Origin of the sequence: Microbacterium testaceum StLB037, assembly GCF_008763945.1 — a bacterium.
Lineage (GTDB): Bacteria > Actinomycetota > Actinomycetes > Actinomycetales > Microbacteriaceae > Microbacterium > Microbacterium testaceum_G.
Genome location: NZ_VTQH01000002.1, coordinates 488,897 through 508,162 on the forward strand (window position 1 = coordinate 488,897; position 19,266 = coordinate 508,162).

Here is a 19,266-nt window from a genome sequence, read left to right on the forward strand (position 1 = left end):
CTCAGTCGGCGCTCGTGACCGACTGCACGCTGCCGTCGGAGGCGAGGTTGACCAGCAGGACGTCGTCCGTCGCGTCGGGGTCGAGGGCGTACTCGAGCACCGCGAACGGGTCGGCTCCTCCGTGCTCGTCGGCCAGGATCGTCATGCTCATCAGCTGCAGCGCCTTGATGACGTCGATGTGCGTATCGCCCGTGACGTCGGTGAGCAGGTCTTCCAGCTCGTCGCCGAGCAGCGTCTGCTGCTGGAGGATGTACTCGGTCACCTCGCTGGTGCGCGAGTCGAGCTCGTTGACCATCGCGTTGCGCGCTGCGAAGTCGATGGCTTCGAGCGACGAGACCATGGATGCCGCGACATCGAGCGCCTCGACCGACACGTCGTCCTGATCGGGTGCCGTGAGGTCCACCGTGACGCTCTGGTCGCCGAACTCGACGTTCTCACTCCAGAAGATCGACCCGTCGGGCCCCGACTCGAGGAGTCCGAAGAAGTCGTGCTCGATGGCCATGACTCCATGTAAGCATTCCGTTCGGTCTTCGGGAAGACGACCCGCCACGGTCGGCGCATGCGATAGAGGCGTGCGGTGAGGGCTAGTCGACGAGCGAGGCCGCGAACACGTGCGGGGTGAAACCGGTGAGGTCGTTGATGCCCTCGCCCTGACCGAGGAGCTTGACCGGGATGCCGGTGCGCTCCTGCACCGCGAGGACGAAGCCGCCCTTCGCCGAGCCGTCGAGCTTGGTCAGCACGAGGCCGGTGACTCCCGCGCTGTCGAGGAACGCCTGCGCCTGCATCAGGCCGTTCTGACCCGTGGTGGCATCCAGCACGAGGAGGACCTCGGCGATCGGCGCCTGCTTCTCGATAACGCGCTTGATCTTGCCGAGCTCATCCATGAGCCCGCCCTTGGTGTGCAGACGCCCGGCTGTGTCGACGAGGACGATCTCGGTCCCGGTCTCTTTCGCGTGCGCGACGGTCTGGAAGGCGACGGATGCCGGATCCTGACCCTCGTGCTGGGGGCGGACGATGGTCGCTCCCCCGCGCTCTGCCCAGGTGGCGAGCTGGTCGACGGCCGCCGCGCGGAAGGTGTCGGCCGCCCCGACGGTGACGGTGCGGCCGTACCGCTGGAGGAACTTGGCGAACTTGCCGATGGTGGTGGTCTTGCCGACGCCGTTCACACCGACGACGAGCACGACCGCCGGACGCTCGGTGAGCCGGAGCGTGGTGTCGAACTTCGCGAAGTGCTCTTCGAGCGTCTCCTTCAGCATGCGCTGCAGGTCGCGGGGGTCGGTCGTGCGGAACCGGTCGACCTTCTCACGCAGCTCGTCGATGAGGCGCTCGGTCACATCGGGGCCGAAGTCGGCCGTCAACAGCGCCGTCTCGAGGTCGTCCCACGTGGTCTCGTCGATCGTGGGTTTGACGAACAACCCGCGCAGCGCGCGGCCCAGCGACCAGGAGTTCTCAGCCATTGCTTCAGCTTACGGGGGCGGTCTCGTCGCGGGGCTCCGCGGCGGGCTCCTGCGCCGCGCGCGCGGCCGGACGGTCGCCGACCCGCTGGCCGACCACGGCCGAGACTCCGTCTTGGCGCATCGACACCCCGTACAGCGCGTCGGCGATCTCCATCGTGCGCTTCTGGTGCGTGATGACGATGAGCTGGCTGCTCGCGCGGAGCTTCTCGAACACCCCCAGCAGTCGGCCGAGGTTGGCGTCGTCGAGCGCCGCCTCCACCTCGTCGAGGATGTAGAACGGGCTCGGTCGCGCCGTGAAGATCGAGGTGAGGAACGCCACCGCCGCCAGCGACCGCTCCCCACCCGACAGAAGCGACAGACGCTCGATCTTCTTGCCGACCGGTCGCACCGCGACCTCGATGCCGGTGGTCAGCGGGTGATCGGGGTCGGTGAGCGAGATGCTGCCCGCGCCGCCCGGGAAGAGGATCGGGAAGATCTCGGTGAACGCCGCCCGGGTGTCTTCGAAGGCGGCGACGAAGATCGTCTGCATGCGCTCGTCGAGGTCGGCGATGATCGTCTGCAGATCGGTGCGCGTCTGCTGGAGGTCGGCGAGCTGCTCGGTGAGGAAGGCGTGGCGCTGCTCGAGGGCCGCGAACTCCTCGAGGGCCAGGGGGTTCACGCGACCGAGCTGCGAGAGTTTGCGTTCGGCATCCTGGAGTCTGCGCTTCTGGGCGGAGCGCTCGAAACGGACGCCCTCTTCGGCGCCGTCGACGGGAATCAACTGGTCGGGGCCGTATTCCGAAACGAGAATGTTTTCGTCGAGCGCCAGCTCGGACTGCACGCGTTCGAGCAGCCCCGTGACGTGGAGCTTCTTCTCGTGCATCTGCAGCTCGAGCCCGTGGACGCTCTCGGTCAGGCGCGCGAGCCGCTCGCGCACGAGGGCCTCGTCGGCTCGAGCACGCGAGAGTTCCTCGGTGATCGCGGTGCGGGCGGACTCCGCCGCGGCGAGCTCGACGCGGGCCTGACTGACCGACCGGTCGACCGAGTCGAGGAGCGCGGGGAGCTGCCCCGCGACCTCGGCGGCGATCTCGCGCTGGGCCCGACGCAGCACCGCGCGCCGGGCGGCCTCGGCGGCGGCGGCTCGCTCGCGCTCCCGCTGCTGCTCGAGCTGAACGATGCGCGCTTCGCCCGCGCGGACGCGCTCTTTCAGCGTCTCGATGTCGAGGCGAGCGCGCATCTCGGACTCCCGCGCGGCATCGACCTCGGCCGCCATCGGCTCGCGCGCCGACGCGTCCAGCAGGGGACGCGGGGTCTCGAGGGCCCGGCCGAGGGCCTCTTCGGCACGCCGCGCCGCATCTTCCGCTTCGGCGACGGCGCTCTCGGTCTGCGCGAGGCCCGCGGCCAGTCGATCGCACTCGGCCACCGCTGCCTCGTGACGCACGGTCACCCGGTTGATCTTCTCGGCGTGGGCGGCGAGGGCGGCGTCGTGAGCCCGGAGAGTGGAGAGGGCGTCCTTCGTGCGCTGGCGCGCGTCGACCTGGGCCCGCTGCTCGTCCGCGAGAGCTTCACGCAGCGAATCCGCGATCACGATGATCTCGTCGAGACGCTCGGCGGCGGCATCCCGCTCGGCGGCGAGTTCGAGGCGCGATCGCCCCGATCCCGAGCCGGCGCGAACCGTGCGCGCGGTCACGACCTCGCCGGCGCGAGTGACGACGGTGACGTCGTCGGCGAGATCGGGCTGCGCGGAGCGCGCGGCGTCGAGATCGTCGACGATGACGACGCGTGCCAGGATGCCGAGCACCCCGGGCGGCGCCGTGACGACTTCCGCGGCCGCGACGGCACCTTCGAGCAAGGGAAGGGACGCCCGCGGCCCGGGCGCATCCGCCAGCGCGATCTCGACTCGACCGAGATCGGCCTCGGCCGCCGTGCGCGCCGCGGTGAAGGCCGAGGCCGCGTCATCGACGAGCAGGCCCTCCGCGAGGGTTCCGAGCACCGCGGCCACCGCCGCCTCGAACCCGGCTTTCACCTTGACGTCGTCGCCCACCAGACCCCGGATGCCAGGCCCCCCGGCCGCGATGAGATCGGCGGCCGCATTGCGCACGTCCAACGCTCGCCCGAGTGCCGTGGTCTGCGCGGTGAGAGCGTCGCGCTCGCGTTCCGCGGCGTGCAGGCGTTCGCGAAGCCCGGCGACCCGCGCCTCGACGTCGTTCGCGTCGCGCTGGGCACGTTCGTAGGCGGCCGCGTGCTCGGCGGTCGACGCCTCGGGCACGATGTCGGGATCGAGTTCGGCACGCGCCTGTTCGGCCTCGGCCCGACGCTCGAGAGCGGCGTCGAGCGCGCGCTGCTGGCGGTCGACGCCGGCCCGCACCGCGGCGAGGGCGGAGTTCGCCGCGTCCGCCGCGCCCCGCAGGCTCGTGATCTTCATGTCGTGCTCCGACACCAGGGCGCTCTGCGCGGCGATCTCGACGTCGAGCGCGTCGAGGTCGGCGCGGGCGCGGGTCACCGCTCGGGCCGCCTCGGCCGCGGCATCCTGAGCATCTCCCATCCCGCCCGCGATGTCGTCGATCTCGGCGCGGACGTCGTCGATCATCGACTGCGTCACGGTGGGGCTGAAGCCCGAGGCGTCGTTCTCGTCATCACCGAGGAGCGTCAGGCGCTGGCCGGCCAGCGTGTAGAGCCCGCGGAGCCGCTCCTGGACCTGCTCGAGCGCGAAGGCGACCCCGCGCGCGCGGTCGACGGCCTCGGAGCGCTGGTCGTGTTCGAGGCGCTCGACCCGACCGCGCAAGCCCTCGGACTGCTCCTGGAGGCCCAGCCGTTCGGTGTGCCGCTCGCTCTCGGCCCGCGCCGCATCGGCGAGCTCGCCGCGCAGTCGCACGAGCTCGTCGGCGTACAGACGCGCCTTGGCGTCACGGACGACGGCGGCGATCGTGGCCGCCTCGCGAGCGATCTCGGCCTGCTTGCCGAGGGGCTTGAGCTGGCGGCGCAGTTCGCCGGCGAGGTCGCTCAGGCGCGTGAGGTTGGTCTCCATCGCCTCGAGCTTGCGCACGGTCTTCTCTTTGCGGCGACGGTGCTTCAAGATGCCGGCGGCTTCTTCGATGAATCCGCGTCGATCCTCCGCCGACGCCTGCAGCACCGTGTCGAGGCGCCCCTGCCCGATGATCACGTGCATCTCGCGGCCGAGGCCGGAGTCGCTCAGCAGCTCCTGGACGTCGAGCAGGCGGCACGTCTGGCCGTTGATGGCGTATTCGCTCGCGCCGGTGCGGAACAGCGTGCGGCTGATCGTCACCTCGCTGTAGTCGATCGGCAGATCCCCGTCGGCGTTGTCGATGGTGAGCTGCACTTCGGCGCGACCCAGGGGACCGCGCGTCGAGGTGCCGGCGAAGATGACGTCCTCCATCTTGCCGCCGCGGAGGGTCTTCGCCCCCTGCTCCCCCATCACCCAGGCCAGGGCGTCGACGACGTTGGATTTGCCCGAGCCGTTCGGACCGACGATGCACGTCACCCCCGGTTCGAGCGCGAAGGTGGTCGACTGGGCGAACGACTTGAAGCCCTTGAGCGTCACGCTCTTCAGGTGCATGTCACCCGCCCTTCACCCGGTCAGACGCCCGTCACGGGCCTTGCCTCACGGTAGTCGAAAAGCCCCGGGATTCCGCGGCGGCGAGCCGGATACGGGCGCGCGACGCGCCCGGTATCCCGCCGAATCTGAGCGAGAGCTTGACATTCGCTGACAGCCTTCGCTAGCGTCTGAGGTCGCAACCGACGTCGAAAGGAGGTTACTTCCATGATTCGCACCACGACCGGCTTCATCGCCGCAGGCTTCACCGCCGTCCCCGTGCTCTCCGCATACGCCACGGGAGTGACCGCCGCCGTCGGCATGCCCCCTCGTCAGGGCTAGTTCCGTCGCGTCGAGACGCCCTGCGTCTCCGCTTCTTCGTGCGCCCGTCTTCTCGACGTCGGCCACCCGGACCCTCTGCGTCCGCCCCCGCGTGAGCTGTCTGCTCCACGCTCTCCCTCCTCGCATGACCTTCTTACGGAGCCTCCGCATGAACGCCCTGTTCACGCGCGCGCCGCAGCACTCCTCGGCCGCGCCTTCCACCCCTCCCACGCCCTCCACGATCACGTTCGACACCACGGCGTACCGGCCCCTAGGTCTGCTCGACCGGCTGTCGCTGCGTCTCGGGCTCTGGCTGCTGAACCGGCACGCCAACCGCGCCCGCGCCCTCGACCACCGCACGATCGAAGCCCTCCGGGCTCGAGACGCCGCCGCCGAGCGCGACCGCCGCGAGCGTGCCTGGCAGAGCGCCGCGGCGTTCAGCCGTCCGCCGTTCTGATCCCGGTGGGGTCGGCCTCCGCGTCGGCCCCACCTCCACCCTCTTCTCCTCCGACGAAAGACCTTCGAATGACTTCCCTTCTCGCCGGCCTCGAGCTGCGCCCGCTCCACATCCCCTCCCACATCGACGATCCGGATGCCGCGGACTTCCGCGAGATGGTGCGCTTGCGCAACCTGATCTACGCCGAGATCTCGGGGCACGACGATTCGTCCATGCCCGCCGACGAGCTCCTCCCCCTGTACCAGCCGCAGCCCGAGATGAAACGGTTCGCGTGGCTGGCCGTCTTCCACGGCGAGGTCGTCGGCCGCGTCGGCCTCGACTTCCCGCAGGAGGAGGGCGCCCGCACCGGGTTCTGGCTCATCGAACTGCGTCGCTCCGCGTGGGGCTACGGCATCGGCCGCGCCGCCTACGCGCTCGTCGAGCGGACCGCGCGCGAGCACGGCCGCAGCGTCCTGCAGTCGTGGGCCGAGCACCCCGCCGCCGACGGACCGCGCCTCGCGGCGCCGACGGGGTTCGGCTCGATCCCTCGAGATCACGCGGCGCGTTTCCTTCTGGCATCCGGATTCTCGCTCGAACAGATCGTGCGGGTGAGCGCCCTCGATCTCGGCGGGGCTCGACCGCGCCTCGAGGAATTGCTCGCAAACGCCGAGCGGGCCGCCTCGGGCTACCGGATCGTGCAGTGGACGCTGCCCACACCCGACGAGTTCGTCGACGCCTTCGCGTGGATGAAGTCGCGCATGGTGACGGACGCCCCCTCGGCGGACCTCGAGTTCGACGAGGAGGTGTGGGATGCCGCCCGCGTGCGCCGCTACGAAGCCGGCTACACCGATGCGGGACGTCACATGCTCGTCACAGCCGCCCAGCACGTCGACACCGGTGAGCTCGCTGCCTTCAACGAGTTGGTCATCGGCAAGGACCGCACCGCGGCGACCAGCCAGGAGGACACGCTCGTCGTCGCGGCCCACCGCGGCCACCGCCTCGGCATGCTCGTGAAGTGCGCGGGGCTTCTGGCCTGGAACGACGTCGCGCCGTCATCACCCCGTGTGCTGACATACAACGCCGAGGAGAATCGCCCCATGCTCTCGATCAACGAGGCCATCGGCTTCGCGCCGATCTCGTACGAGGGGGTGTGGAAGAAGGTGCTGTGACGCGGTGGAGGGTCGTGGTTCTCGTTCCCCCGCCGCGCTGTCATCGCGCGGCGGTGACCCCGGTCGGGACGGCCGGCACCTCGCCCGGCCAATCGCCCAACCGTACGCGGGCAGGCGATCCCTCGACCGTGTCGACGTTGGCCACGGTGAAGCCGTCCGAGTCCGGAACAGGGTCTCTCGGTTCGATCCACTCCGCCGCAGCCGCCGCCTTCGCGACGTCGAAACCGTTCGCGGGGTCGTCCGTCACCGTCAGTGAGATCTGGGCGTTGGGCAGGTATCCGTCTCGCACCGACCAGGCCGATTCGGTCAGGAAGGTGACGAGCGCGGGACCATCGACGATCCGATAACCAGGATCGACCGTGACCGCGATGTCGTAGCCGGTGTTCCCCTTGATGTTGGGGCCCTCACCGCCCTGGAAGTCGATGGTCAGACCCGGGATCATCGCGACGGCCGACCGCGCCTCGCTAAGGGTCTGACCACCGCTGGGCGCGTCGTGCGGAATGCCATCGGCTTTCGACGGTCCGCAGCTCGTCAGGCCGAGCGTGGCACCGACGACGACGACCGCGAGAATTCCCCGCCTGGGCCACGACATAGCTCTTCCTCTCCCGAACTCGATCGGCTCTCAGCGCCGCTTCTGGCAGTGCGGGCAGAAGTGGCTCGACCGGTTCATGAACGACACCCGCACGATGGGGCGCCCGCACCGCGGGCAGGGCTGACCCGTGCGCCCATAGGCGTTGAGCGAATGCGCGAAGTAGCCGGCCTGGCCGTTGACGTTGACGTACTGGGCGTCGAAGCTCGTCCCGCCCTCGGCCAGGGCCTTCTCGAGCACCGCCTGCACCTCAGCGAGCAGGCGGTTGACCGCGCGCGTCGACAGAGTGGATGCCGCCGTCTCGGGGTGGATGCGCGCGGCCCACAGCGACTCGTCGGCGTAGATGTTGCCGATGCCGCTGGCCACGGTCTGATCCAGGAGCAAGCGCTTGATCCCCGAGGAGGTGCGCCCCAGGCGCGCGCGGAACCGTGCCGCGTCGAACGCGGGGTCGAGGGGGTCGCGACCGATGTGCGCGACCTGCGTCGGGACCCGCGCGAGGGCGGACCCCCGCCCGCCCGCGGCGCCGTCGGGCGTGTCGACCAGGGCGTCGATCGCGAGTGAGCCGAAGGTGCGCTGGTCGGCGAACACCACCGACAGCGACCCGTGCACGGGGTGCTCCAGCTCGATACGGATGCGCTCGTGCCGCTCTTCCGGCGCGCCGGGGGAACGCAGGAGCATCTGCCCGCTCATGCCGAGGTGGCTGACGATCGCTTCGTCGTCGGCCACGGGCATCCACAGGAACTTGCCCCTGCGCACGGCGGACGCGATGCGTCGGCCGGTCAGCTCCGCCTCGAAGTGCGCCGCTCCCCCGGTGTGGCGGGTGAGCGCGCGTTCGTCGCGGACGTCGACCGACGAGATGAGGGCCCCGGTGACCGCGGGCTCGAGGCCCGCTCGGACGACCTCGACCTCGGGAAGCTCAGGCACGAGCGTCGAGCTCGCGCCACGCAGTCAGCGCCGCGGCCATCTCCGCGTGCTTCTTGCTCGACCCGGCGCCCGTGGTGACGACGTCGCCGGTGGTGACCGTGGCCGTGAAGCGACGATCGTGGTCGGGCCCGGTCGCCTCGACGGCGTAGACCGGGGCGGCAAGGCCCAGCCGCGCGGCGATCTCCTGCAGGCTCGTCTTCGGGTCCATCGCGGCGCCGTAGCGTTCCGGATCGGCCAAGAGGGGTTCGACCAGGCGCAGCACCATCGCGGTCGCGGCGTCGGGGCCTGCCGACAGGAAGGTCGCGCCGATCAGCGCCTCCATGGTGTCGGCGAGGATCGAGTCCTTGTCGCGGCCTCCGGTGAGGATCTCGCCGCGCCCGAGGCGGATGTGCTCGCCGAGGCCGATGGTGCGGGCGACCTCGGCCAGCGCCACCGTCGACACGACGCTCGCGCGCCGCTTGGCGAGGCTTCCCTCGTCGAGATCGGGATGCCGGGTGAACAGCCGCACAGTGACGGCCTGGCCCAGCACGGAGTCGCCGAGGAACTCGAGCCGCTCGTTGTGCGGGATGCCGCCGTTCTCGTAGGCGAACGAGCGGTGGGTCAGAGCAAGAGAAAGAAGCTCGGGGTCGATCTCGACCCCGAGCTTCTCGGTGAGCGCTCTGCGCTCGACGTTCTTACGCGTCACGAATCGCCGATCAGACGTCGGCGACCTTGCGGCCCTTGTACTCGAGGAAGAGCTCGGTACCCTGCGAGTCGGTGACGACCTTCGCCTGGTGGGGGCGGCTGTAGACGACCTTGCCGTTCTCGACGGTCTTGACCAGCGCGGGGGCTTCAGCCTTCCACTGCGCACGACGCGAGCGGGTGTTGGAGCGGGAGACCTTCCGCTTCGGGGGGTTACCTGCCATGACTAGCTCTTCTCTGTCTTGGGGGCGGCGCGGAGCGCATCGCCGTCGTCTGGGGTGTACTGCTGGAGCGCAGCCCATCGAGGATCGACAGGCTTCTGCTCCGTGGTGCCGGGGCTTTCCGTCAGCCTCTCGCCCGTGATCGGGTCGAGCCCGGGGCAGTCCGGCTGACACACCGGCTGGAACGGAAGCGACAGGACAATGGCATCCCGGACCAGATTTTCAAGATCCACGTGGTCGTCTTGAACGTCGAAGTCACTCGCTTCATCCCCAGGATACGCGAAAAGTTCCTGGAACTCGACTTCGACAGGCTCGGTGATGTCGATCAGGCATCGACCGCACACGCCCGTGGCGGTGGTGTCGACGGTGCCCGAGACGAGAATGCCCTCGTGCACGGACTCGAGACGGACGTCGAGCTCGAGGATCTCGCCTTCGGAGACGGAGACCAAGCCCTCGCCCCACTTCTCGGGGGTCGGGAGGTCGAGGGTGTGTTCGCGCATCTCGCCGGGGTGGCGCTCGATGTCGCGGACGGGGAGCTGGAAAGGTCCGGGTCGGCGGGTTCTCACGGTCGTCAATGCTACCCGTGCGCTCCTGGGCAGGGGCCGGGTGGCCCGCGCCGTGTCGGCCCGGGGCCGGCTGTGTCAGATGCCGCGGGCGCCGGTGTCGAGGAAGCGCGCGACGGCGGGCGGGACGTACGGCGAGACGTCGCCGCCGAGTCCCGCCACCTGGCGCACGAGAGAGCTCGAGACGAGCGCGTGCGAGGGGTCGGGCAGGAGGAAGACCGTCTCGACGTGGGCGAGGTCGCGGTTCACGATCGCCATCGGCGTCTCGTAGGCCACGTCGACCTGCGAGCGGATCCCCTTCACGAGCACCTTCGCGCCCACCTCGGTGCAGTAATCCACCAGCAGACCCATGCTCCAGGCGGCGACGGTCACGTCGCCCTCGACCCCCGCCTCGGCGATCGACTGCTCGAGCAGGCTCTGCCGCTGCGCGATCGGGAGCATCGCCTCTTTGCCCGGGTTGTGTACCACGAGCACGTGCAGCTGGTCGAAGAGACCGGCCGCGCGACGGATGACGTCGAGGTGACCGAGGGTGGGCGGGTCGAATGAGCCGGGAACGACGGCGATCCGGGGGTCCATGCCGCCAGCCTACCGATCCCGTCCCCGCGGGGACCCGACGGTCAGGACTTCGCCAGGGCGGCGCGCTCCTCGACTCCCACGCGGCGCTCCAGGGCTGCGGCGAGACCCGGATGCCGCAGCAGAGCCGGGTCGTCGGCGAGAAGCCGCTCCCCCTCGGCGCGGGCCTCGGTGATCAGGTCGGCGTCGGTGACCACCCGCAGGAGGCGCAGGGACGAGCGTGCCCCGGACTGCGCCCCGCCGAGCACGTCTCCCTCGCCGCGCAGGTCGAGGTCGACCTCGGCGAGGGCGAAGCCGTCGAGGGTGGCGGCGACGGCCTCGACGCGGGCGCGCGCCGACGTCCCGGGCGAGGCCTCGGTGACGAGCAGGCACAGACCGGGCAGTCCCCCTCGACCGACGCGCCCGCGCAGCTGGTGCAGCTGCGAGACGCCGAAGCGGTCGGCCTCGAGGATCACCATGGTCGACGCGTTCGGCACATCGACACCGACCTCGATCACGGTGGTGGCCACGAGCACGTCGATGTCGCCGCCGGCGAAGGCCTGCATCACGGCATCCTTCTCGTCGGAGGGCATCTTGCCGTGCAGGATCTGCACCCGGATGTTCTCGAACGTGGGCAGCCGGGTCAGAAGCGCCTCGACCTGCACGACGCCCCACCGGGTGCGTGCGCCCTCGGCCGCCGCGGCGGGGGCGTCGGCTGGTTCGTCGGTCTTCTCGTCGGCGGGGAGCTGGTCGGAGTCGATCGCGGCGCACACGACGAACGCCTGACGACCCAGGGCGACCTCTTCCGCGACGCGGTCCCACACGCGGGCGAACCACGCGGGCTTCTCGGCGAGGGGCGCGACGAAGGACTGGATGCCGGCGCGACCGGCCGGCATGGTGCGGATCGTCGAGACGTCGAGGTCGCCGAACACGGTCATCGCGACCGTCCGCGGGATCGGGGTAGCGGTCAGCACGAGCGTGTGCGGGGAACTGCCCTTGGCCCGCAGCGCCTCGCGCTGGTCGACGCCGAAGCGGTGTTGCTCGTCGACGACGACGAAGCCGAGGTCGGCGAACGTCGTGGTCGCGCTCAGCAGCGCGTGGGTTCCCACCACGATGCGCGCCTGCCCCGAAGCGACGCGCAACGCGGCCCGGCGGCGTTCGGCCGCGGGCATCTGCCCGGTGAGCAGGGTCGGCATGACCTCGGGAGCGAGGTCGGGGCCGAGCATGCGGGCGATCGAGCGCAGGTGCTGACCGGCCAGGACCTCGGTCGGGGCGATGAGGGCGGACTGCCCGCCCGACTCGGCGACCTGGAGCATCGCGCGCAGCGCGACCAGCGTCTTGCCCGATCCGACCTCGCCCTGCACGAGGCGGTTCATCGGCCAGTCCGCGACGAGGTCGGCTTCGAGTTGCGCACCGACGCTCTGCTGGTCGGCCGTGAGCTCGAACGGGAGGATCGCGTCGAAGCGTTCGAGCAGTCCCCCGGGGGATGCCGGGCGCTTGGTCGCGGAGAGGGCGCGTACGAACTGCCGCTGTTGCAGCAGTGCCGTCTGCAGCACTAAAGCCTCGTGCATGCGCAGCGTCGCGATGGCGGGAGGGATGTCGTCGTCGGTCTCGGGGCGGTGAATCTTTTCGAACGCCGCCCGCGCGGGGAGGAGTCCGCGGCGGGCTCGCAGGTCGTCGGGGAGTGGGTCGTCGACCGCGCCGAGCCCGTCGAGCACGAAGGCGATCGTCTTCTGAACGAGCGTGCTCGGGACCGAGCTCGTCGCGGGATAGATGGGGATCGGTCGCCTCGCGGTGACCTCGGCTTCGGCCCGGGCCTCGGCGATGTCGTCGAACAGCTCGTAGTCGGGGTTCGTCAGCTGCGTCTGGCGCCGATACTCGCCGACCTTGCCCGAGAAGATGCCCCGCCGCCCCGGCGAAAGCTCTTTCAGGCGCCACGGCTGATTGAAGAACGTCAGCGACATGCGGCCGTCACCGTCGCTGATGACGACCTCGAGGAGCGAGCCGCGGCGGTTCTGCATGCGGCGCTCGTTGGCGCTCACCACCTCGGCGACGATCGTGACCGGCTCGCCGAGCGGGAGGGAGTCGATGGGGGTCAGCTCGCCGCGACGCGCGTAGCGGCGGGGGTAGTGCTCGAGCAACTCACCGACCGTTCTCACCCCGAACGCCTTCTCGAACGCGGTCGCCGTCTTGCCGCCCACGGCGCCGTCCAGGCGCGACGAGAGCGAAAAACCGGGCATGCCTGAAGTCTAGGCAGACCCTCCGACATCGCCGTGCGGGGCGCACCTCGACGGAGCGAGCCGGGACCCTAGGCTGGAGAGGTGACGCGCATCATCTCGGGCCGCGCCGGAGGCACCGTCCTCGACGTCCCACCTCACGGCACCCGCCCCACGAGCGATCGCGTCCGGGAGTCGCTGTTCGGGGCCCTCGAGTCCGCCGGCATCCTGGACGACGCCCGCGTGGCCGACCTCTTCGCCGGCTCCGGAGCCCTCGGGCTCGAAAGCCTCAGCCGCGGCGCCGCCTCGGCCGACCTCGTCGAGCTGTCGGCCCCCGCCGCCTCCCTCATCCGCAAGAACGCCGAACGCGTGCGGACCGCGGGCGTCGCCGCCCCCGCGCGCGTGCACCGCGCGAACGTCACGACGTTCCTCGCGGCATCCGCCCTCGAATGGGACCTCGTGTTCCTCGATCCTCCCTACGACCTGCCCGACGCGGAGCTCACGAAGGCCCTCGTCGCGCTCGCTCCGCGCCTGAGCCCCGACGCCACGGTGATCGTGGAGCGGGCGAAGCGCTCGGCCGCCCCCGACTGGGCCGCCGCGGGGCTGGAGGCCGAGCGCGACCGCGCCTACGGCGACACGACCATGTGGTGGGGGCGACCGCTCGAGGCGTGAGCGTCAGCCGCGACCGGCGTCCCAGTCCCGATAGGGATCCCATCCCGACCGCCCGGACCACGGCCGACCGTCCACGGTCAGCGATTCCGCTCCGCGCGCCACGACCGTGCCCACGCGACGGCCGAGCGGGTCGGCATCCGCCGGGAAGGTCACGAGGAAGCCGTGGTCCTCTCCCCCACCGAGAGCGCGCTCGGGATCCTCGCCGAGCGTCGCTGAATCCAGCGCGATCGTCACAACCGACGCGTCCGCCATGCGCGTCGCGTCGAGCACCAGACCGTCCGAGATGTCCATCATCGCGGTGGCCCCCGCGTACGCCGCGCGCAGGGCGTCAGCGATCGGCGGGCGGGGTTGCAATTGCCGCGCCAGCCCGCGCGCGTCGTCGGCACCGAGGGCTTCGCGCGCCTCGGGCGTGACGGGGACGGGGGTGCCCTCGGCATCCGTGAACCGTCCGAAGAGCACCTCGAGACCCCGCGCCGCCTCGCCCAGCTCGCCGATCACATACACGCCGTCGCCCTCGCGCGCACCGGAACGGCGGACCGGGGCGCGGCCGTCGAGGCTGCCGAGGGCCGTGACGGCGATCGTGAGGGTGTCCGAGACGGTGAGGTCGCCGCCCTCCACCGCGCAGTCGGGGGCGAGGTCGGCGCACGCGGCGGCGAGACCGTCCGCGAATCCGCGGACGAATGCCACGGGCGTGTCGTCGGGCATCGCGAGGGCCACGAGCAGGGCGATCGGTCGCGCGCCCATCGCGGCGACGTCGGCGAGGTTGACCGCCGCCGCCTTGAAACCGAGATCGAACGGCGACGACCACGCCAACCGGAAATCGGGGCCGTGCACGAGCGTGTCGGTCGTGGCGACCACCCGCCCGTCGGGGACGGCGAGCACCGCGGCGTCGTCGCCGGGACCGACCGGGGCGGTCGAGGGCGGAAGTCGATCCAGGATGCCGCGCAGGATCTGCCCCTCGGACAGCTCGCCCACAGTGGTTGCACGGGTGGTCTCGGCGTCGGTCACTCCCCCACGCTATTAGCCTGGAGGGGTGTCCCGCTCCTCCCGCCTCCTCGCGATCCTCGCCGCCGCCACCCTGCTCCCGGGGCTCGCGGCGTGCAGCACCACCGTCGCGATGCAGCCGGCGAAAGAGGCCAACGACCCCGCGTGCGCCGAGATCACCTCGCGTCTACCGAAGACGATCTCGGGGCAGGACCGCCGCTGGACCGATGCGCAGTCGACCGGCGCGTGGGGCGATCCCGCGGCCATCCTCGTGACCTGCGGGCTCGAGACGCCCGGGCCCTCGACCCTGCCGTGCCGCTCGTTCGACGGCGTGGACTGGCTGGTCGACGAGTCGCAGGCCGCCGATAACCGGTACACGCTCACGACCTTCGGTCGCAGCCCGGCGCTTCAGGTGTACCTGAACTACGAGGCGGCGAGCAGCGGCGACGTCGGTCAGGCCCTCGGGCCCCTGATCCGCTCGTACCTGCCCGCGACCGGCGCCGTGTGCACGTCGCTCTCCGACGCCACGGCGTCCCCGAGCCCGAGCCCGACGCCGTAGCCCGGGCCCCGCGCCCGCGTGCACGACCGCAGGGCCATTCGCGACACGCCGGCGAATCCGGCCCCCGCGTCGGCGCGTCGCCCACCCGGCCCGCCGTTGTGCACGGCGGGCCGGGGCGGGACTCACGCCTTCTCGAGCGCTGCGTCCAACAGGTCGCTGATGAGGTCGGGGTACGACAGGCCCGAGGCGATCCAGCACGTGGGGAACATCGAGATCGGCGTGAAGCCGGGCATGGTGTTCACCTCGTTCACATAGAACTCGGTGCCGGTGTAGAAGAAGTCCACGCGGGCCAGCCCCTGACCACCGATGGCCTCGAACGCCCGGGCGGCGATGCGCTGCATCTCGGCGAGCTCGCCGTCGCGGAGGTCGGCGGGGCAGACGAGGTCGACCCCCGGCGCGTCGAGGTACTTCGCCTCGAAGTCGTAGAACTCCCGCCCCGTCACGACGATTTCGCCGGCGACGCTCACGCGCACCGGTCCCCCGTCGCGCCCGGGCAGCACGCCGCACTCGACCTCGCGCCCGACGACCGCCTTCTCGACCAGCACGAGGCCGTCCTCGGCGAAGGCGGTGTCGAACGCGGCATCCAGGTCTTCCCAGCGCGAGACCTTCGTGACGCCTACGCTGGATCCGGCCTCGTTCGGCTTGACGAACACGGGCAGATCGAGCGCGCGGATGCGGCGCTCCCACAGCGTGCGGTCGCGCGCGAGATCGGCGCGGGTCACCGCGACCCAGGGCACCACGGGCACGTTCGCCGCGCGCAGCACCTGCTTGGTCACGTGCTTGTTCATGCCGATCGCCGACATGAGCACTCCCCCGCCGGCGTACGGGATGCCGAGCAGCTCGAGCAGCCCCTGCACGGTGCCGTCCTCACCGAAGCGGCCGTGCAGGATCGGTAGCACGACGTCGACGTCTCCGAGCGAGCGGGTGCCCTCGGCATCCGTCACCGTCCACTCGCGCGAGAGCGTCGAGTCGGGCAGACGCACGCGCGTGCCGTTGTCGCGCACCTCGGGAAGCGCGTCGGGGATCAGCGCGAACTTGTCGGGGTCGTCGTCTTCGAGGACGAAGGCGCCGTCGCGGGTGATGCCCACCGGGAGGACCCGGAAGCGCTCACGGTCGATCGCCCGCAGCACCCCGCCCGCCGTGGCGGAACTGATCGAATGCTCGCTGGAGCGCCCGCCGAAGAGCACCACCACCACCGGTTTGGTCATTCTGCGTCCTCTCGCCCTGCGGCTGGTCGTCGTCTGTCGTCAGGTGCGGCGCGATGTCGCGCGGGTCCATGGTCCCGTCGAGCACCATCTTGACCTGCTGCACGATGGGCATGTCGACGCCGACCTGCTTCGCGAGCTGAAGAACGGGAGCCACGGATGCCAGACCCTCCGCGGTCTGCTGCATCTGGGTCACGACCTCTTTGTAGCCGTACCCCTGGCCGAGCAGTCGTCCGGCGGTGTTGTTGCGGCTCAGCGGCGACTGGCACGTCGCGATGAGGTCGCCGAGGCCCGCGAGCCCCTGCAGCGTTTCGGGCTGAGCGCCCTGCGCCACGGCGAAGTCGGTCATCTCTACGAGCCCGCGCGTGATGATCGAGGCCTTCGTGTTCTCGCCGTAGCCGACGCCGTCGACGATGCCGATCGCGACGGCGATGAGGTTCTTCAGCACGCCGCCGAACTCGGTGCCGATCACGTCGGTGTTCACGAACGAGCGGAAGTACCTGTTGCGTGCCCGGCGGGCGACGGCCTCGGCGGTCTCGGGGCTCAGCGAGCTGATGACGGCCGCGGTGGGCTGCTCGCGCGCGATCTCGAGGGCGAGATTGGGGCCGGATGCCACGGCGATGCGCGCCGGGTCGCACTCCAGCACCTGCTCGATGACCTGGCTCATGCGCAGGCCCGTCGACTTCTCGACGCCCTTCATGAGCGAGACGAGCGGGACGTCCGTGCGCTCGACGAGCGGCCGGATCGCGGCGAGGTTCTCGCGCAGCGACTGGCTCGGAACCGAGAGGTAGATCTGCTCGGCGCCGTTCAGAGCCTCGGCCAGGTCGGTCGTCGCGGTCATCGTGCGCGGCAGGTTGATCCCCGAGAGGTAGCGGCTGTTGCGCTTGGACTCGGTGATCTCGGCCGCGAGCTCGGGCCGGCGCGCCCACATGACGACCGAGGCGCCGCCGTCGGCGAGGATCTTGCCGAACGTCGTGCCCCAGCTCCCGGCACCCACGACGGCGACCTTCGGGCCGGCCACGGGCAGGGCGTTCTTACGCGTCAAGGCGTCCCGTTTCGTTCTGGCCGTGCTGCGACGGGTTCCAGCGCTCCGCGGGGGCGGGAATGCCCCGGATGCCGGAGAGCATGGCCGTGACCTCGTTCATCATCGCGTCGGTCGCCTTCGTCAGCGCGGACGGCTGCAGGGGGGTCGCGGCGTAGGCGCTGAGGTCCATCGCGGGACCGAACTCGACGATCACGCGCGAGCGGCGCGGGAACTTCAGCTTCCCGTAGCGCGGGAGGATCTCCTGCACGCCCCACTGCGCCATCGGGATGAGCGGCAGGTCGCCGGCGAGGGCCAGGCGCACCGCGCCGGTCTTGCCGCGCATGGGCCAGAGCTCCGGGTCTCGCGTCAGGGTGCCCTCGGCGTAGACGATGACGCCGCGGCCGTCGCGCGCGATCTGCTCGGCCGCCTTCATCGACTGGTTCGCGCTCGTCGAGGCCCGCGGAACCGGGACCATGCCCGTCGCGCGCAGGGCGGCTCCGAGTACGGGCACCTTGAACAGGCTCTCCTTCGCCATGAAGCGCGGCGCGCGCCCCAGCCGCCACACGGCGACCGCGATGATCACGGGGTCGAACTCCGAGTTGTGGTTCGGAGCCAGCACGTACGCCCCCTCGCGGGGAAGGTTCTCGGCGCCGCGGATCTCGATCCGGGCGAACAGCCCCGTGACGGGGACGACGATGGCTGCGAGCGGCCAGAAGGCGCTCGGCCGGCTCTTCTCGGGAGTCGCGGCCACCGGCGTCAGCCCACGACGTCGAAGTCGGCGTCGAGAGCGGTGAGCTTCTCGAGGAACTTCTCGTACCCGCGGCGGATGATGCCGATGTTGCGCACCGTCGACTCGCCCTCGGCCGCCAGGGCCGCGATCACGTAGCTGTAGCCGCCGCGCAGGTCGGGCACCTCGACGTCGGCGCCGTGCAGCGGCGTCGGGCCGTTGATGACGGCGGCCTGCTCGAGGTCGCGACGGGGCACCCGGCGCTCGGGGCTGTCGATGCCCTTGGGGTGCACGACGATGTCGGCGCCCATCTTGTTGAGCGCCTCGGTGAAGCCCAGACGGTTCTCGTACACGGTTTCGTGGACGGTCGAGGTGCCCGGAGCCTGCGTGAGGGCGACGATGAGCGGCTGCTGCCAGTCGGTCATGAAGCCGGGGTGCACGTCGGTCTCGACCATGACGGGCTTCAGCGACTCTCCGCGACGGAACAGGATGCCGTCCTCGCGGACGTCGAACCAGCCGCCGGCCTTGCGGAAGACGTTGAGGAAGGTCAGCATGTCCTGCTGGCGCGCACCCTTGGCGAAGATCTCGCCGTCGGTGGCCAGGGCGGCGCACGCCCAGGACGCGGCCTCGTTGCGGTCGAAGATCGCGCGGTGGTCGTAGCCGACGAGCTTGTCGACGCCCTCGATGAATATGACGCGGTTGGGCTCGTACGAGATGATCGCGCCCATCTTCTGCAGCACCGCGATGAGGTCCATGATCTCGGGCTCGATCGCGGCGTTGCGCAACTCGGTCACGCCCTTCGCACGGACGGCGGTGAGCAGCACCTGCTCGGTCGCGCCGACGCTCGGGTAGGGCAGCGTGATGTTCGCGCCGTGCAGGCCGTTGGGGGCCGTGATGCGGATGCCCTCGTAGCTCTTGTCGACGACGGCACCGAACGCGCGCAGGGCGTCCATGTGGAAGTTGATGGGCCGGTCGCCGATGCGGCATCCGCCGAGGTCGGGGATGAGCGCCTCGCCGAGGAGGTGCAGCAGCGGGCCGCAGAACAGGATCGGGATGCGCGAGGCCCCCGCGTGCGCGTCGATCTCCTCGAAGTGCGCGGCGACCGCGCCCGAGGGGTCGAGGTGGAGCGTGCCCTCCTCGTCGCCCTCGGTCACGGTGACGCCGTGCACCTCGAGGAGCGAGCGGACGACCTTCACGTCGCTGATCATCGGGACGTCCCGCAGCGTGCTGGTGGTCTCACCCAGCAGCGCCGCCACCATGGCCTTGGTCACGAGGTTCTTCGCGCCCTTGACCTCGACGGTCCCCCGCAGAGGTCGACCGCCACGGATGGACAGGGTCTCCGCGGCCTCCCAATCCGGCTGCCCGATGGGGTGTTCTCCGGTGTCGGAAACGAGTGTGCTCATAGGGGGGTGGACCTCACTTCGTGGACGAGGG

At 70.8% G+C, this 19,266-nt stretch carries 19 protein-coding genes; 4 read left to right on the top strand and 15 right to left on the bottom strand.

The window, feature by feature from the left end; translation table 11 throughout:
- Position 1: 1 nt before the first annotated feature.
- The 3 genes from F9B98_RS11020 to smc form a co-directional block, all read right to left on the bottom strand.
- Positions 2-502 (bottom strand): DUF2004 domain-containing protein, encoded by a 501-nt coding sequence (locus F9B98_RS11020; RefSeq protein ID WP_150957245.1) that lies wholly within the window; start codon positions 500-502, stop codon positions 2-4.
- Positions 503-584: 82 nt separating this feature from the next.
- On the bottom strand, positions 585-1,457 hold the full coding sequence (gene ftsY, locus F9B98_RS11025) for a signal recognition particle-docking protein FtsY (protein WP_150957247.1): 873 nt from the start codon (positions 1,455-1,457) through the stop codon (positions 585-587).
- A gap of 4 nt (positions 1,458-1,461) precedes the next feature.
- On the bottom strand, positions 1,462-5,013 hold the full coding sequence (smc, locus tag F9B98_RS11030) for a chromosome segregation protein SMC (protein WP_150957250.1): 3,552 nt from the start codon (positions 5,011-5,013) through the stop codon (positions 1,462-1,464).
- 466 nt (positions 5,014-5,479) lie between these two features.
- Between smc and F9B98_RS11035 the strand changes: the two genes are divergently transcribed.
- Together F9B98_RS11035 and F9B98_RS11040 are read left to right on the top strand one after the other, a co-directional pair.
- Complete coding sequence (locus F9B98_RS11035) at positions 5,480-5,767, top strand: hypothetical protein (RefSeq protein ID WP_150957253.1); 288 nt, start codon at positions 5,480-5,482, stop codon at positions 5,765-5,767.
- Positions 5,768-5,835: 68 nt separating this feature from the next.
- Positions 5,836-6,915, top strand: a complete 1,080-nt coding sequence (locus F9B98_RS11040) for a GNAT family N-acetyltransferase (RefSeq protein ID WP_150957256.1) — start codon at positions 5,836-5,838, stop codon at positions 6,913-6,915.
- A gap of 40 nt (positions 6,916-6,955) precedes the next feature.
- Here the strand turns inward: F9B98_RS11040 and F9B98_RS11045 are convergent, their stop codons facing one another.
- The 7 genes from F9B98_RS11045 to F9B98_RS11075 all read right to left on the bottom strand — a co-directional run bounded on the left by F9B98_RS11045 (position 6,956) and on the right by F9B98_RS11075 (position 12,685).
- Positions 6,956-7,507 (bottom strand): hypothetical protein, encoded by a 552-nt coding sequence (locus tag F9B98_RS11045; RefSeq protein ID WP_150957260.1) that lies wholly within the window; start codon positions 7,505-7,507, stop codon positions 6,956-6,958.
- Positions 7,508-7,537: 30 nt separating this feature from the next.
- Positions 7,538-8,428: a bifunctional DNA-formamidopyrimidine glycosylase/DNA-(apurinic or apyrimidinic site) lyase gene (mutM, locus tag F9B98_RS11050; protein ID WP_150957263.1), complete on the bottom strand. Its 891-nt coding sequence runs from the start codon at positions 8,426-8,428 to the stop codon at positions 7,538-7,540.
- Positions 8,421-9,113 (bottom strand): ribonuclease III, encoded by a 693-nt coding sequence (rnc, locus tag F9B98_RS11055; protein ID WP_150957266.1) that lies wholly within the window; start codon positions 9,111-9,113, stop codon positions 8,421-8,423. The genes mutM and rnc overlap by 8 nt, the downstream gene beginning before the upstream one ends.
- A 10-nt stretch (positions 9,114-9,123) precedes the next feature.
- Positions 9,124-9,333, bottom strand: coding sequence for a 50S ribosomal protein L32 (gene rpmF, locus F9B98_RS11060; protein ID WP_050721097.1), 210 nt, complete (start codon positions 9,331-9,333; stop codon positions 9,124-9,126).
- Between the two features lie 2 nt (positions 9,334-9,335).
- Positions 9,336-9,830 carry a YceD family protein gene (locus tag F9B98_RS11065; protein ID WP_150957820.1) on the bottom strand — a complete coding sequence of 165 codons (495 nt, stop codon included), beginning with the start codon at positions 9,828-9,830 and terminating at the stop codon, positions 9,336-9,338.
- A gap of 141 nt (positions 9,831-9,971) precedes the next feature.
- Positions 9,972-10,469, bottom strand: coding sequence for a pantetheine-phosphate adenylyltransferase (gene coaD / locus F9B98_RS11070; RefSeq protein ID WP_150957269.1), 498 nt, complete (start codon positions 10,467-10,469; stop codon positions 9,972-9,974).
- 41 nt (positions 10,470-10,510) lie between these two features.
- Positions 10,511-12,685 (bottom strand): ATP-dependent DNA helicase RecG, encoded by a 2,175-nt coding sequence (locus F9B98_RS11075; protein WP_150957272.1) that lies wholly within the window; start codon positions 12,683-12,685, stop codon positions 10,511-10,513.
- 81 nt (positions 12,686-12,766) lie between these two features.
- Between F9B98_RS11075 and rsmD the strand changes: the two genes are divergently transcribed.
- Positions 12,767-13,333 (top strand): 16S rRNA (guanine(966)-N(2))-methyltransferase RsmD, encoded by a 567-nt coding sequence (rsmD, locus tag F9B98_RS11080; protein ID WP_150957275.1) that lies wholly within the window; start codon positions 12,767-12,769, stop codon positions 13,331-13,333.
- Between the two features lie 3 nt (positions 13,334-13,336).
- Here rsmD and thiL read toward each other — a convergent pair whose 3' ends face one another.
- Positions 13,337-14,341, bottom strand: coding sequence for a thiamine-phosphate kinase (gene thiL / locus F9B98_RS11085; protein WP_150957278.1), 1,005 nt, complete (start codon positions 14,339-14,341; stop codon positions 13,337-13,339).
- A gap of 25 nt (positions 14,342-14,366) precedes the next feature.
- Here thiL and F9B98_RS11090 point away from each other — a divergent pair, with 25 nt between their 5' ends.
- A complete protein-coding gene (locus tag F9B98_RS11090; RefSeq protein ID WP_150957280.1) occupies positions 14,367-14,876 on the top strand; it encodes a DUF3515 family protein in 510 nt (169 codons plus the stop codon).
- Between the two features lie 122 nt (positions 14,877-14,998).
- Here the strand turns inward: F9B98_RS11090 and F9B98_RS11095 are convergent, their stop codons facing one another.
- From F9B98_RS11095 to murA, 4 genes are read right to left on the bottom strand one after another with little or no spacing between them, the layout of a single operon-like run.
- Positions 14,999-16,084 carry a D-alanine--D-alanine ligase family protein gene (locus tag F9B98_RS11095; protein WP_150957283.1) on the bottom strand — a complete coding sequence of 362 codons (1,086 nt, stop codon included), beginning with the start codon at positions 16,082-16,084 and terminating at the stop codon, positions 14,999-15,001.
- Entirely contained in the window at positions 15,984-17,126 is a 1,143-nt protein-coding gene (locus tag F9B98_RS11100; RefSeq protein ID WP_150957286.1) for an NAD(P)H-dependent glycerol-3-phosphate dehydrogenase, read from the bottom strand. The genes F9B98_RS11095 and F9B98_RS11100 overlap by 101 nt, the downstream gene beginning before the upstream one ends.
- Positions 17,116-17,856 carry a lysophospholipid acyltransferase family protein gene (locus F9B98_RS11105; protein ID WP_150957289.1) on the bottom strand — a complete coding sequence of 247 codons (741 nt, stop codon included), beginning with the start codon at positions 17,854-17,856 and terminating at the stop codon, positions 17,116-17,118. Before F9B98_RS11105 ends, F9B98_RS11100 begins: the two co-directional genes overlap by 11 nt.
- A 5-nt stretch (positions 17,857-17,861) precedes the next feature.
- Positions 17,862-19,235, bottom strand: coding sequence for a UDP-N-acetylglucosamine 1-carboxyvinyltransferase (gene murA / locus F9B98_RS11110; protein WP_150957291.1), 1,374 nt, complete (start codon positions 19,233-19,235; stop codon positions 17,862-17,864).
- Between the last annotated feature and the right edge of the window lie 31 nt (positions 19,236-19,266).